This is a genomic window from Sphingomonas sp. HMP9 (assembly GCF_013374115.1).
Classification (GTDB): Bacteria; Pseudomonadota; Alphaproteobacteria; order Sphingomonadales; family Sphingomonadaceae; genus Sphingomonas.
The window spans coordinates 131,621-144,510 of record NZ_AP022673.1 but is presented as its reverse complement, the minus strand read 5'-3'; the positions used below and the strand labels follow the sequence as shown (position 1 = coordinate 144,510).

Below are 12,890 nucleotides of genomic sequence, written 5' to 3'. Positions count from 1 at the left end.
AATGCAGTTCCTTTCTGGAACTTAGATCAGACCAGCATGGCTCAGAGCGATGTCGATGGCCATGCGCGACGTCTCACCCGCAGGCGTCATCGGCAGGCGCAGAGTTTCGGGGAAACCGGCGCGGACCTTCGACATCGCGTATTTCACCGGCCCCGGCGACGCATCGGTGAACAGCGCTTCGTGGAGCGGATAGAGCTTGTCCTGGTACGCCAGCGCGGTGACGAAATCGCCCGACTGGCATGCCGTCTGGAACTCGGCGCACAGCCTGGGCGCGACGTTCGCCGTCACCGAGATGCAGCCGGTGCCGCCCATCACGTTGAATGCGAGTGCCATGTCGTCATTGCCCGACAGCTGGCAGAAATCGGGTCCGCACGCCGCGCGGTGCTGTGAGACGCGGGCGAGTACGCCGCTCGCATCCTTCACGCCGACGAACACGTCGGGGAACGCCTCGACGATCCGGGCGAGCGTCGCCGGCTGGATGTCCGTCACCGTGCGCGCGGGCACGTTGTAGAGGATGATCGGCAGCGGCGTCGTCGCGGCGAGCGCCTCGAAATGGCGGAAGATGCCCTCCTGCCCCGGCCGGTTGTAATAAGGCGGCACCATCAGCGCGGCGTCGGCGCCGGCGTCCTTGGCAGCGCGCAGGTTGGCGGAGGCGACGCGCGTATCGTTCGACCCCGCGCCGGCGATCACGGGGACGCGGCTCTTCGCCTGGTCGACGCAGACGCGGACGACGTGGAAATGCTCGTCATACGACAAGGTCGCCGCTTCGCCGGTGGTGCCGCACGCGACGAGGCCCGACGAGCCCTCCTCGATCTGCCATTCGATGAAGTCGCGGTACGCGGTTTCGTCGAAGCTGCCATCGGCGGCGAACGGCGTGACGAGTGCCGGAATCGATCCTGAAAACATGGGTAGCCTTGCGTCCCTGCGAGAAGAAAAGTCTGGCCTGTTGCGCCAAATACCGGGTGGAATCCGGATTTCGTTCAGGACAGATACGGGTTCGAGGCGTATGCTGTCCACATGGTAGCATCGATGTTGAAAACGAGCCTTCTTCTTGCAGTCGTGGCGGGGACGGTCGCCGCGTCCGGAGGCGGTCAGCAGACGCTCGATCGCTACAGCACGCAGCTTGCCAATATGGGGCCGAATGCGCAGCCGATGGCAAGCGACGGCGCGATCGCCGCGACGATCGCGCAGTGGCGCGCGCTGCAGCAGACCGATGCGCTTCCGTTCGACAGCTATGCGGGCTTCCTCATGGCGCATCCGGGCTGGCCGAACGAGGCCGCCAACCGCCGCGCGGCGGAGCGCAAGGCCGCCACCGGGTCGCCGGTCAGCGTCGCCGCGTTCTTCCGCCGCTATCCGCCGCAGTCGGCGTCGGGCGGCGTAGCTTATGCCCGCGCTCTGCAGGCGACGGGCGCGCGCGATCAGGCCTATGCCGCAGTGCGGACCGCGTGGCGCAGCAGCGGGCTGACGCCGACCGACGAGGGGATGGTGCTGTCGGGCTTTCCGGGTGCGCTGACGCCCGACGATCAGGACGCGCGGATGGATGCGCTGTTGTGGGCGGGCCAGACCGGGGCAGCACAGCGGCAACTGGTATGGACCAGCGCGGCGCGGCGGCCGGTGTTCGCGGCGCGGCTCGCGTTCCGGACGAATGCGCTAAATGCCTCGGACATCTCGTCCGCGACGCAGACCCTGTACGCCAACGATGCGGGCTATGTCGCGGACCGGGCGCAGTGGTTGCGCAATTCGGGGGCGAGTCCCTCGGCCCGCGCATGGCTGGCGCGGCCGCGGTCGCTTACAACGCGGCCGGGCAATGCGGCGGAATGGTACGAGGTGCTGGTCACCAACGCGAACGGCGCGGCGAACGACAGCCAGTATCAGGTCGCCTACGACATCGCGCGGCAGATCGACGATGCCTATCCCTATGGCGCCGACGTCTCGACCAAATCCTATGCCGAGCGCGACGAATATACCAATCTCGCCTGGCTCGGCGGCCGGGTGGCGATGAAGCAGCTCGGGCGGCCCGCGGATGCGATGACGCTGTTCGATCGCTATGCGCGCGGCTCGCGCTCGCCGCAGGTCCGGTCGAAGGGCTATTATTGGGCGGGGCGTGCGGCCGAGGCGGCGGGGCTCGCACCGCAGGCGGCGGCCTTCTACGGTCAGGCGGCCGGGTATCGCGATCAATATTACGGGCAGCTCGCGAACGAGCGGACCGGGCGCGCGCTGGTCGCGCCGCCATCGGTGGCGTCGGTCGCGATCGATCCGTCGGCGCGCGCGGCGTTCGACCGGCGCGAGACGGTGCGCGCGGTGAAGTTCCTCGGCCAGATCGGCGACTGGCAGGACCAGACCGCGTTCGTCCGCCAGATCGCCGCCGACGCGACGACCGATACCGATCATCTGCTCGCGGCCGAGCTGTCGAAGACGATCAATCGCCCCGATCTGGGCGTGATGGTCGGGCGGAGCGCATTGGCCAACGGGCTCAGCGATTATTCCGCGGTCGGCTTCCCGATGGTCGCGGTGCCGGCGGGGTATGAGGATAACTGGACGATCATCCACGCGATCTCGCGGCAGGAGAGCCAGTTCGATCGGGCCGCGGTCAGCCATGCCGGCGCGCGCGGGCTGATGCAGCTGATGCCCGCCACCGCGCGCGAGCAGTCGGGGAAGATCGGGCTGGCCTATAACCAGGCGGCGCTGACCACCGATCCGAACATGTCGATCATGCTGGGATCGAGCTATTTCCAGCGCGTGTACGCCAATTACGGCAGCTATCCGCTCGCGGTGGCGGCGTATAATGCGGGCGGCGGCAACGTGAACAAATGGCTCCGCGCGAACGGCGATCCGCGCACGGGCGCGGTCGACATGGTCGATTGGGTCGAGGCGATCCCGTACCAGGAGACGCGCAATTACGTGCAGCGCGTGCTGGAAAATGCGGTGGTGTACGACCTGATGAACCCCGCGCGGGCGAAGAGCCGGGGGGCTGCGCGGCTGTCGTGGTATCTGGGGAAGAACCGGCCGGGCTGAGACCTTTGCGTCATCCTGACGAAAGTCAGGATCCAGGGTAACGGGCGGTGGTCCTTGGTGGCTCTGGATCCTGACTTTCGTCAGGATGACGGTAGCGCAGAACATGATACGGACGCGTATGGACCGCCCGAACTACATTACCCCAGCCGGCTACGCGGTGTTGCGCACCGAATACGAGCAGCTCCTCTCGACCGAACGACCTGCGCTCGTCGAGGTGATCTCTTGGGCCGCAGGCAATGGCGACCGTTCCGAGAACGGCGATTACATCTACGGCCGCAAGCGGCTGCGCGAGATCGACCGGCGGCTCGGCTGGCTGTCGAAGCGGATGAAGGCGGCCAAGGTCGTCGATCCCGCCGTGCAGGAAGATCGGTCGCGCGTGTGGTTCGGGGCGTGCGTGACGGTCGCGGACGAGGATGATGCCGAGCGGACTTTGACGCTGGTCGGCGACGACGAGACCGACGCGAGCAATGGCCGGATCGGCTGGAACTCGCCGTTCGCACGGGCGCTGCGCGGGGCTGCGATCGGTGACGTGCGGCGCGTGGACCTTCCTGCGGGCGAGCGCGAGTACGAGGTGATGGCGATCGCCTATCCGTGAATCCTCCCCCGCCAGGGGGAGGTGTCTGGCGCTTGCCAGACGGAGGGGGCGGTAAGCGAAACCTTTGCTCCGTGTCCTCCCCCCCGTCACCTTCGGTGCCACCTCCCCCTGGCGGGGGAGGATTGGAGCCTGCGTCAACGATACGTTTCGATTTACGTAAATTGACCGGGCGTGCCGCGTGGTACATTTCAGGGTCGCAACGACACCGAGGATCTCCGCATGCCGATACCCGCCACCTGGTCCGCCCGCCTGCTCAGCGTCATGCGGATCGTCGTCGCGCTCGTGTTTTTCAGCCACGGCATCTCGAAATTCTTCGGCCTGCCGCCGTTCCCGATGCCGATGACCCCGCTGCTCACCGCCGCGGGCGTGCTCGAGGTCGTCGGCGGCGGGCTGCTGATCGTCGGCCTGTTCACGCGGCCGGTGGCGTTCGTGCTGTCGGGCATGTCCGCGGTCGCCTATTTCATGGCGCATCTGCCGCAGGGCCCCTTCCCGATCGCCAATGGCGGCGAGGCGGCGGTGCTGTACTGCTTCGTCTTCCTGTACCTCGCCGCGGCGGGCGGCGGCGCGTGGAGCGTGGACGCGGGGCGCGGGCGCAGCTAACCTCACGCGCATGATCGATACCACAACGCGCAACGTCGCCCTCCTGATCGACGCGGACAACGCGTCCGCCGCCACGCTCGACCCGGTGCTGACCGTCCTTGCCGAGCTCGGCACGGTCAACGTCCGGCGGGTCTATGGCAACTGGTCCAAGCCTGCGCTGAAGGCGTGGAGCGACATGTCGATCAAGCACGGCATCGAGCCGCAGCAGCAGTTCGACCTGACCAAGGGCAAGAACGCGACCGACATGAAGATGACGATCGACGCGATGGACCTGTTGTTCCGCGGGCGGATCGACGGGTTCGGGATCATGTCGTCGGACAGCGATTTCATGCCGCTGGCGACGCGCATCCGGCAGGACGGCATCCCGGTCTACGGCTTCGGCACCAGCCGCACGCCCGAGGGGTTCCGCCAGGCGTGCACGCGGTTCATCGACGTGGGCGCGCTGAACGAGACGTCGCAGCCGATGCCCGCGCCCGCTCCTGCGCCGGTCGCGGGCGAGAAGGCGGCGGCGCCTGCCCCGGCCCCCCGCCCCAAGACCGCGCAACCGATCGACGAACAGGTGATCAAGCTGCTGATCGACGCGTACAACGCGGTGAAGCGCGACGAGAAGGGCTATGCCAGCGTCGCCGAACTCGGCCAGCTGGCGGGCAACCGCTCGAGCTTCGATGCGCGCAATTACGGGTTCAACCGGCTGTCCGACCTGATCGAGACGATCCCGAACTTCCAGCACGAGCGCCGTGAAGGTGGCCGGTCGTTCGTGAAGCGGCTGCGGTAGGGCGGCACGGAACACGCGCGGCCTGGAGCACGGGCGGCGGGGGCACAACCGACCTGCCCATAATTGCACCACCCCGGCGGAGGCCGGGGTCCAGTTGGAAAGGTCGCAGTAACTGGGCATTGAGCTACGTTAGCAACGTCCCCCAACTGGACCCCGGCCTCCGCCGGGGAGGTGGCCTTGGTGCTGGAGCCTTTGACAGAGAAGCTTTGCCTCGCCTCACCCCGTAGGCTGCAACCGCCCGCCCGGTTCGGTCATCGCGTGGGCGCCCTCTTCGCAATCCTCGGGAACCACCAGCGCACCCTTCCGCCAATTGCCGTACCGGTAGTACCCGATCGCGATCGCCAGCGTCGCCGCCGATCCCAGCGGGAAGCTCCACCACAGCGCATCCGGCCCAAGCCACGGCTTGGCCAGCAGCGCAAAGCCGATCCGCACCGGATACAGCGCGATGATCAGCGCGATCAGCGGCGCGATCACCGCGCCGTTCGCGCGCACCGTCGAGAACAGCACCATCGTCATGCCGAACAGGATGAAGTTCCAGCTCGCGATCAGCTGGATATGCCGCGCGATCGGCAGCGCAGGGCTGTCGCCGCCGATGAACAGCGTCATCACCGGCCGGTCGAACAGGATCACCACGCCGACCATCGCGCCGGTCAGCGCGATATTGAAGAGCAGGCCGTATTTGGTGATGTCGCCGACCCGGTCCCAGCGGCCCGCGCCGATATTCTGCGCCGCCATCGAGCTGACCGCCGCGCCGATCGCGAGCGCGGGCATCTGGATATAGGTCCAGAGCTGCTGCGACACCGCATAGGCCGCGGCCGTATCCACGCCGAGCCGGTTGACCAGTCCGACCATCGCGAGCCCCGCGGTCGACATGACGAGCATCTGCGCACCCATCGGCAGGCCTTTCCGCACGATCGTACCCGTCAACGCGCGCTCGGGGATGAGGTAGCGCAGCTCAGGCCCGCGCAACCGCAGCGGCAGGTCGCGCCGGTAGATATAGAGCACCAGCCCGAGCAGCGAGACATGGCTGGCGATCAGCGTCGCCATCGCCGACCCGGCGATCCCCAGCTGCGGGAACGGGCCGATCCCGGCGATCAGCAACGGGTTGAACCCGCTGTCGAGAATCGCGCTGAGCAACATGAACCAGAGCGGCGTCATCGAATCGCCGGTGCCGCGCAGGCCCATCATCAGCAGCACCATCATCATCGACGCGGGCAGCCCTAGAAAGATCACGCGCAGATAGGCGAGCGCGAGCGGCATCGCGTCGCCGGGGGTCGCGAGCAGGTGCAGGATCTCGGGCGCGAACACCCAGCCGAGCGCAGCGATGACGATCGCCCCGCCGAGCACCAGCCCGACCGCCGAGCCGAACGCGCGGCGCGCGCCGTCGATGTCGTGGCGGCCGAAGCTCTGGCCGACGAGGATCGTCGCCGCCATCCCGAACCCGAACACCGCGCCGAACGTCAGGAACATGATGATGTTCGCGTTGGACGTCGCGGCGAGCGCGCCTTCGCCAAGATAGCGCCCGACCCAGATCGCGTTGATCGAGCCGTTGAGCGATTGCAGGATGTTAGAGCCTAGTGTCGGGAGAGCGAAGGCGAGCAGGGTGCGGCCGATATGCCCGGCGGTAAGATCGCGTTGGCCGGGTTTGGGGCCGGATCTGCCACCGGGAGGTGGCTTACCCGGCCGGACATCGGATTGCAGGTCGCTCACACACTCACTCCGTCAAGCCGGTTTTTCGGTATCGATTGGCGGACGATCGGGCGCCCTCTCGGGGCCCCAGCCTAGCCGCGGAATGAACGCCGGGACAAGCCGGTAGGTCCGCCCCCCCGGCGAAGGCCGGGGCCCAACTGGAAAGGTCCCCGTAATGGAGCGCCAGCGCAGCGAGCGACGTTGAAAAAAGGGGGCCCCGGCCTTCGCCGGGGGGAGTTGTTAGAGCGCAAAGGCTTCCAACCACGCCTTCCCCTCCCGCTTGCGGGAGGGGTCAGGGGAGGGCACGACGTACGTACCGGCGTCCGGCTTTTGAGGCACGCCCCTCCCCCGACCCCTCCCGCAGGCGGGAGGGGAGCAGGTCAGCCCAATCGCCCCAGCGCGGCCTGCAACCGCGCGGCTTCGGCGGCCTTGTCGGCGTGGTCGGCCTTGGCCTTCTCGACCGCTTCAGGCTTGGCGCGTTCGACGAAGCTCGCATTGCCGAGCCGGCCCGACAGCGCGTCGCGCTCCTTCTCCGCCGCGGCGATCGCCTTGGTCAGGCGCGCGCGTTCGGCGTCAAGGTCGATGACACTGCCAAGTGCCAATACATAGGTCGCCTCGTCGACGACAACCTGCGCCTCACCTCCGATGGCAACGCCGCGCTCGATTCGAGCTAGCCGTGCTAATGTTGCGGCATGCCTTCCCAACCTTGCGTCCGTCTCTGGAGACGCATCAGTGACTGCAAAAGGCAATCGAGCACCAGGTGGTACGTTCAATTCTGTCCGCACGGTTCGAACTTCACTCACCAGCCGGATCAGCCAGTCGACCTCCTTGCTCGCCTCGGGATCGAGCGACCGCGCATCCGCCATCGGCCATTGCGCGACAATCAGGTCATGATCGCGCGGGCCCATCGCGTGCCACAATTCCTCGGTGATGAACGGCATGAACGGGTGGAGCAGGACCAGGATCTGGTCGAGCACCCAGCCCGCGACGGCCTTCGATTCGTCGTCGATCTGGCCGCGCACGTCGTCTACCACCTGCGGCTTGATCAGTTCGAGATACCAGTCGCAGAAGCGGCTCCACGCGAACTGGTAGATCGCGTTGGCGGCGCCGTCGAAGCGGTAGTCGGCGAGCGCCAGATCGACCTGCTGGACCGTCGCGATCGTCTCGGCGATGATCCACTTGTTGACCGCGAGCTCCGCGCGGGGCGCCTCCAGCGTCGTGCTCGCGACGATGCCGTTGGCCTGCGCGAACCGGGCTGCGTTCCACAGCTTGGTAGCGAAGTTGCGATAGCCCTCGACGCGCTTCTCATCCATCTTGATGTCGCGGCCCTGGCTCTCCATCGCTGCCATGAAGAAGCGCAGCGCGTCGGCGCCGTATTTGTCGATCAGGCCGAGCGGGTTGACGACATTGCCCTTCGACTTCGACATCTTGGCGCCATCGGCGGCGCGGACGAGGCCGTGGAGGTAGAGCGTGCGGAACGGCACGTCCTTCATGAAGTGCAGCCCCTGCATCATCATCCGCGCGTTCCAGAAGAACAGGATGTCGAAGCCGGAGATGAGGACGTCGTTCGGGTAGCGGCCGCCCAAAGCTCCCCTCCCGCTTGCGGGAGGGGTTGGGGGAGGGCTTGTCGCAGACGGGGTGTCTTGTGTGGACATGCCCTCCCCTAGCCCCTCCCGCAAGCGGGAGGGGGATTCTGTGCCGTCCCAGCCGAGCGTGGCGAAGGGCCACAAGGCGCTGGAAAACCACGTGTCGAGCACGTCACTATCTCGGCTAAGGAATATGGCGGGCCGGTTGCCCGCGAGCGTGACCCTTTCGCCTTCCAGTTCAGAAAAGACGATCTGATAGTCGGAGCCGTAGTATTCCTCGGCCTGTTGAGCGACTTCGGCTTCGGTTTCGGCGACGAAGATCACCTGATCCGACGATGCTCCTTTGAGCACGTCGGCGCCCATCTCAGCATATGTCTTGTCGGCATTGCGCTCCAGCCATTCCTTCGAGAAGCCGAACCACGCAGGAATCCGGTGCCCCCACCACAGCTGCCGCGAGACGCACCAAGGCTGGATGTTCTCCATCCAGTTGAAGAACGTCTTCTCCCACGTCTTCGGTACGATATCGATCGCACCGGTCCGCACCGCCTCGATAGCGGGCTGGGCGAGCGTCTTGGCGTCGACATACCATTGGTCGGTCAGCCACGGCTCGATCACCACGCCCGAGCGATCGCCGTACGGCGTCTGGATCGTGCGGGGTTCGGCGTCGTGTTCGACACCCTCCTTGTCGAGGTGCGGGATCAGGACGCCGTCCGCCTTCAACTGCGCGACCACCGCCTTGCGCGCTTCGGCGGTCGTGAGGCCGAGGAACGCGTCGGGGATCAGCCCGTCCGCAACCTGCACGACGCGCGCCTTCGCATCGAGCATGTTGAGCATGCTGCCCGCGGCCATGCCGGCGCGCTTGCCGACCTCGAAATCGTTGAAGTCATGCCCCGGCGTGATTTTGACAGCGCCGGATCCCAACTCTGGATCGGCATGGTCGTCGGCGATGATCGGGATCAGCCGGCCGGTGATCGGCAGCTTCACCTGCTTGCCGATCAGGTGCGTGTAGCGTTCGTCCGCAGCGTTCACCGCGACCGCCATGTCGGCGAGCATCGTCTCGGGCCGCGTCGTCGCGACCTCGATGAAACCCGAACCGTCGGCCAGCGGATAGCGCAGGTGCCAGAAGCTGCCCTTGATCTCGCGCGTCTCGACTTCGAGGTCGCTGATCGCGGTGCCGAGACCCGGATCCCAGTTCACCAGCCGCTTGTCGCGGTACAGGAGCCCCTGCTTGTGGAGGTCGACGAACACTTTGAGGACGGCCTTCGAAAAGCCCTCGTCCATCGTGAAGCGCTCGTTCGCCCAGTCCATCGAGCAGCCGAGCCGGCGGAGCTGCTGCGTGATCTCGCCGCCGCTCTCTTCCTTCCACGCCCAGACCTTCGCGACGAATTCTTCGCGCGTCAGGTCGGTGCGCTTCTGCGGCGGGGTCAGCGCGCCCATCTGGCGCTCGACCACCATCTGCGTGGCGATGCCCGCGTGATCGGTGCCGACCACCCAGAGCGCATCCTTGCCCTTCAGGCGCGCGTGGCGCGTGAGGATATCCTGCAAGGTGTTGTCGAGCGCATGGCCGATGTGCAGGCTGCCCGTGACGTTGGGCGGCGGGTTGACGATCGTCCAGGGCTCGGCGTTCGGGCGGTCGGGGCGGAACTGGCCGCTGGCCTCCCAATGCGCGTACCAGCGCGATTCGATGGAGGCAGGGTCGAAGGTTTTGGGAAGCTCGCTCATGCGCGAGCCTTAGCGAGCGTGGCGCGAGGAAACCAGCCTCGCGTCCGCGCCCGGGAACCGAGAGCTTTAAGGCTGCTGGTTCATGATCTTGGCGATCTCACGCGAGACCATGTCCTCGACCATGTTGGGGAGGTTCGCGTCGATCCATTCGCGCAGCATCGGGCGCAGCATTTCGCGCACCAGTCCCTCGAGCGTGCCGTCATTGCCGGTTTCGGGTTTCACCATCATCCGCGTCAACGCCTCAAGCGGCGCGCGCGTTGCAGCCGCGGTCTGGCGTGAGACGATCGGCTCGGCCGTGCCATCGGTGGCCGGCTGTGGCTTGGCGCTCGGCACGGCCTTCGGCGCGACGGTTTGCGGGGCGGCATGGCGCGGCTCCGCCGGGGTATCGCCGGCGCCGATCACCGGGGACTTGGGCGGGCGCGGCGTACGATCGGGCATGGGGTCGCTCAGTTCGAGAATCTCGTCATCGTCGTGGTCGCCGTCAAAATAGGCGGGATCGAGGTCGACCGGTGCCGTCGTCGCGCGCGCAGGTCGGCGCGACCGGCCGGGCGTATCGCCCTCTTCCGCGATGATGCGTTTGATCGACGAGAGGATTTCCTCCATCGACGGCTCGCCGTTGACATCCCCCATCCGGACCATCCCAAACCCCGTAGCCCCGCGCGCCCCTATTGGCGGCTCGGCGCGTCCTTACCTGTCGTCAAGGCGGGGTTCCTGTCAACCGGCGTATCGAGCAACGGGTCGTACTGCGCCTGAACCGTGGCGTTCTGTGCAGGCGTCTGCGCGGTACGGGTGGCGACTGGCACGGGTTCTCCGTCGCCGCCGAAATCCCAGATCTTCCGTCGGACGCGATTATAGTTGGCCACCGGGTCATACAGCACGCCGCCGTCGAGCCCCAGGTCGCGCGCCTCGGCCTGGCCCATCGCGGCCAGCAACGCGAACCCGGCGACATACGCGTCGCGGCGCGCGGTCACGAGAGTCACCTGGCTATTGAGCAATTCCTGCTCGGCATTGAGGATGTCGAGGATCGTGCGCGTGCCGACGCTGTTCTCGGCGCGGACACCCTCGAGGCTCAGCTTGTTGGCGTTGACCGCGGTTTCCGACGACTGGATCACCTGCTCCGACGAGCGCCAGACGGCATAGGCGGAGCGCGCCTGCGCGATCACGTTGCGCTCGGTCGCGGTGACGTTCTCGATCGCGCGCGACTGGAACGCCTCGGCTTGGCGAACCTGCGCGGCGGGGCGCCCGCCCTGGAACAGCGGCAGTGTCAGCGACAGTCCGGCCTGCACGGCCTTGTTGGCGTTGGGGATGGTGCTGGTGCCGCTGGGCGAAGACGCAATCGAGCCGAGATAATTGGTATAGCTGGCGCCACCGACCGCACTGATCTGTGGCAGCCGGCTCGCGCGGGCGACACCGACGTCGTAGCGGCTCGCATCCCGCTCTCTGGCCGCCGCGATCAGCACCGGATTGTTGTCGATGGCGACGGTCACGGCCGAGGCCGGGCTATCGGGCAGATGCGGCAGCGTCGGCGGTGTATCGAGCGTGCCGGGTGGCGTGCCGACGAACTGGATATAGCTTTCGCGGCTCGAGATCAGATTGGCCTGTGCGGACTGGAGCTGTGCACGCGCGAGGGCGAGACGCGCCTCGGACTGGGCGACGTCGGTGCGGGTCAGGTCGCCGACCTGGAAGCGGTCGCGGCTGGCCTGGAGATTGACGTCGAGAACGCGCACGTTCTGCGTGTTCAACCCGACGATCGCCTCGTCGCGGATCACGTCCATGTACGCCGCGACGACGTTCGTGAACAGATCGGCTTCGGTACCACGCAGTGTCGCGCGGCCTGCCTCGACGCGGGTTTTCGCTGCCGCAACCGAATTGCGGACTTGCCCGCCCAGGTACAAGGGGACCGACACGTTCGCCCGTGCCACGGCCTGACGCGGCGGCGCGACGAAATTGTTCTGCCCCGTGACGAGGAACTCGGTGAGATCCCCGGTCGCGTTCGCCGACGGCAGTCCCGAAGCGCGGGCGATCGGCACGTTTTCGTCGGTGGCGCGCAGGGTAGCGCGCTGCGCGGTGATCGTGGGGTTGGTGTTGTATGCCTTGACCAGCGCCTCTCGCAACGTTTCCGCATGGAGTGGTGCAGCGCTATACGTCAGCGCAACACTCAGGAGCAGACTGCGGAAATATGCGGCGCGGGCCATTGTTTTCTGCTCAGAACCGGAAGGGTTTGGGGGCGTCGAAGCCGGGCAGGCCCACGCATTCGACATCGACGAACGCCGCTAGCGCGAACCCGCCATCGGTCTTGCGTCCCGAAGCGAGCCGGGTCAGCCCGCGTTCGGCGATCCCGGCGGTGACACGACCGCCCGACTTGACCTGTGCGATCAAGGCGTCGGACACGGTCTCGATCGCCCCATCGATGATCAGCGCATCATATGGCGCGCCGGCAGCGTGGCCGTCCTGCATCGGTGCCTCGACGAGTTCGACGTTGCCGATCCCCGCGAGTGCGTCTCGCGCGATCGCGAGCAAGGCGGGATCGCTCTCGACTGCCACGACCGAGCCGACGATCTCGGACAGCACTCCGGCGGTGTAGCCCGTTGCGGCGCCGATCAGCAGGACGCGGTCCGTCGCCGTCAGATAGGCTTCGGTCAGCAAACGGCCGGTCGCCATCGGCAGATTGGCATATCGCCCGCGGCCCAGCGGGATCGTCGCGTCGCGATATGCGAGTGCACGAACGTCGGCGGGCATGAACGCCTCGCGCGGCACGCGTGCCATCGCGGCGACGACGCGCGGGTCGTTCACAGCATTGGTGCGCAACTGGCTCGCCACCATCGCGTGACGCATCGCGTCGAACGTCGCGGGCGCGGAGGAAACGGTGGTCCCGCCGATGTCATGGGTCTCGGCTGCGAGCGAGGGA

10 protein-coding genes are annotated in these 12,890 nt (G+C 66.9%); 4 read left to right on the top strand and 6 right to left on the bottom strand.

Features of this window, described 5'->3' with window-relative positions:
* Window positions 1-21: 21 nt before the first annotated feature.
* Entirely contained in the window at window positions 22-906 is an 885-nt protein-coding gene (dapA, locus tag HMP09_RS00665) for a 4-hydroxy-tetrahydrodipicolinate synthase (RefSeq protein ID WP_176498752.1), read from the bottom strand.
* Between the two features lie 111 nt (window positions 907-1,017).
* Between dapA and HMP09_RS00660 the strand changes: the two genes are divergently transcribed.
* The 4 genes from HMP09_RS00660 to HMP09_RS00645 all read left to right on the top strand — a co-directional run bounded on the left by HMP09_RS00660 (window position 1,018) and on the right by HMP09_RS00645 (window position 4,985).
* Window positions 1,018-3,015: a lytic transglycosylase domain-containing protein gene (locus HMP09_RS00660; RefSeq protein WP_176498751.1), complete on the top strand. Its 1,998-nt coding sequence runs from the start codon at window positions 1,018-1,020 to the stop codon at window positions 3,013-3,015.
* Between the two features lie 118 nt (window positions 3,016-3,133).
* Window positions 3,134-3,610, top strand: coding sequence for a transcription elongation factor GreB (gene greB, locus HMP09_RS00655; RefSeq protein WP_176501489.1), 477 nt, complete (start codon window positions 3,134-3,136; stop codon window positions 3,608-3,610).
* A gap of 219 nt (window positions 3,611-3,829) precedes the next feature.
* Window positions 3,830-4,210, top strand: coding sequence for a DoxX family protein (locus HMP09_RS00650; protein ID WP_176498750.1), 381 nt, complete (start codon window positions 3,830-3,832; stop codon window positions 4,208-4,210).
* Window positions 4,211-4,220: 10 nt separating this feature from the next.
* On the top strand, window positions 4,221-4,985 hold the full coding sequence (locus HMP09_RS00645) for an NYN domain-containing protein (RefSeq protein WP_107957173.1): 765 nt from the start codon (window positions 4,221-4,223) through the stop codon (window positions 4,983-4,985).
* A 216-nt stretch (window positions 4,986-5,201) separates the two neighbouring features.
* Here HMP09_RS00645 and HMP09_RS00640 read toward each other — a convergent pair whose 3' ends face one another.
* From HMP09_RS00640 to HMP09_RS00620, 5 genes are all read right to left on the bottom strand, one after another.
* Complete coding sequence (locus HMP09_RS00640) at window positions 5,202-6,695, bottom strand: MATE family efflux transporter (RefSeq protein WP_176498749.1); 1,494 nt, start codon at window positions 6,693-6,695, stop codon at window positions 5,202-5,204.
* 359 nt (window positions 6,696-7,054) lie between these two features.
* Window positions 7,055-9,982, bottom strand: coding sequence for a valine--tRNA ligase (locus tag HMP09_RS00635; RefSeq protein ID WP_176498748.1), 2,928 nt, complete (start codon window positions 9,980-9,982; stop codon window positions 7,055-7,057).
* Window positions 9,983-10,048: 66 nt separating this feature from the next.
* Window positions 10,049-10,612 carry a DUF2497 domain-containing protein gene (locus HMP09_RS00630; RefSeq protein ID WP_176498747.1) on the bottom strand — a complete coding sequence of 188 codons (564 nt, stop codon included), beginning with the start codon at window positions 10,610-10,612 and terminating at the stop codon, window positions 10,049-10,051.
* A gap of 35 nt (window positions 10,613-10,647) precedes the next feature.
* Complete coding sequence (locus tag HMP09_RS00625; RefSeq protein WP_176498746.1) at window positions 10,648-12,177, bottom strand: TolC family outer membrane protein; 1,530 nt, start codon at window positions 12,175-12,177, stop codon at window positions 10,648-10,650.
* A gap of 10 nt (window positions 12,178-12,187) precedes the next feature.
* Window positions 12,188-12,817 carry a protein-L-isoaspartate O-methyltransferase family protein gene (locus tag HMP09_RS00620; protein WP_232090908.1) on the bottom strand — a complete coding sequence of 210 codons (630 nt, stop codon included), beginning with the start codon at window positions 12,815-12,817 and terminating at the stop codon, window positions 12,188-12,190.
* Window positions 12,818-12,890 lie beyond the last annotated feature (73 nt).

Excerpts from the sequence above, each read along its gene's own strand:
- dapA (WP_176498752.1), bottom strand. The coding sequence starts at position 906 with ATGTTTTCAGGATCGATTCCGGCACTCGTCACGCCGTTCGCCGCCGAT.
- HMP09_RS00660 (WP_176498751.1), top strand. The coding sequence starts at position 1,018 with ATGGTAGCATCGATGTTGAAAACGAGCCTTCTTCTTGCAGTCGTGGCG.
- greB (WP_176501489.1), top strand. The coding sequence starts at position 3,134 with ATGGACCGCCCGAACTACATTACCCCAGCCGGCTACGCGGTGTTGCGC.
- HMP09_RS00650 (WP_176498750.1), top strand. The coding sequence starts at position 3,830 with ATGCCGATACCCGCCACCTGGTCCGCCCGCCTGCTCAGCGTCATGCGG.
- HMP09_RS00645 (WP_107957173.1), top strand. The coding sequence starts at position 4,221 with ATGATCGATACCACAACGCGCAACGTCGCCCTCCTGATCGACGCGGAC.
- HMP09_RS00635 (WP_176498748.1), bottom strand. The coding sequence starts at position 9,982 with ATGAGCGAGCTTCCCAAAACCTTCGACCCTGCCTCCATCGAATCGCGC.
- HMP09_RS00630 (WP_176498747.1), bottom strand. The coding sequence starts at position 10,612 with ATGGGGGATGTCAACGGCGAGCCGTCGATGGAGGAAATCCTCTCGTCG.
- HMP09_RS00625 (WP_176498746.1), bottom strand. The coding sequence starts at position 12,177 with ATGGCCCGCGCCGCATATTTCCGCAGTCTGCTCCTGAGTGTTGCGCTG.
- HMP09_RS00620 (WP_232090908.1), bottom strand. The coding sequence starts at position 12,817 with ATGCGTCACGCGATGGTGGCGAGCCAGTTGCGCACCAATGCTGTGAAC.